This is a genomic window from Rhodovulum viride, assembly GCF_003265965.1.
Classification (GTDB): domain Bacteria; phylum Pseudomonadota; class Alphaproteobacteria; order Rhodobacterales; family Rhodobacteraceae; genus Rhodovulum; species Rhodovulum kholense.
The window spans coordinates 1-554 of the sequence record NZ_MUAV01000166.1 but is presented as its reverse complement, the minus strand read 5'-3'; the positions used below and the strand labels follow the sequence as shown (position 1 = coordinate 554).

Here is a 554-nt window from a genome sequence, read left to right as displayed (position 1 = left end):
CAGGTCGAGGGCCGAGGCCAGCGGCGCGCCCTTGCGCCAGAGATCGGCAAAGCCGTTGGCCAGCCGCTCGATCCCCGGGGCGGCGGCCGCCGCCAGGGTGTTGCCAAGCCCGGTCGCCACCAGCCCCAGCCGCGAGACCGCATCATTGGCGCTCTCTATATTGTCGGCGTCCAGTTCCGACACGACGACGCCGAAGTCCTCGACGTCGCGCGCGGCCTGGCGCAGGGTCGCGGGATCCATCCGGCTCATGGCGATGGAGCCTTCCTCGCCGAAGAGCTGGCCCGCGACGGCGGCCTGCTGGGCTGCGGGCACGAAGTCGAGGATCGCGGCATTGATCGCCTCGACCCGGGCATCGAGCGGCATCTTCAAAAGATCCCCGGCCGTGAGGTTCAGCCGCTTCAGCGCCTCGACCGCAGGGCCGGTGCCGGTCGCGGCCTGGCTGAGGCGACGGGTCAGGTCCTTCGTCGCCTGTTCGACCGTGCCCATGGCGACGCCCGAAAGATCGCCCGCCCGGCTCAGCACCTGCACCGATTTGACGGTGGTGCCCAGCGATT

At 70.6% G+C, this 554-nt stretch carries 1 pseudogene; it reads right to left on the bottom strand.

The window, feature by feature from the left end:
- Positions 1–554: pseudogene (locus tag BYZ73_RS21660) on the bottom strand (phage tail tape measure protein); the annotation flags it as partial.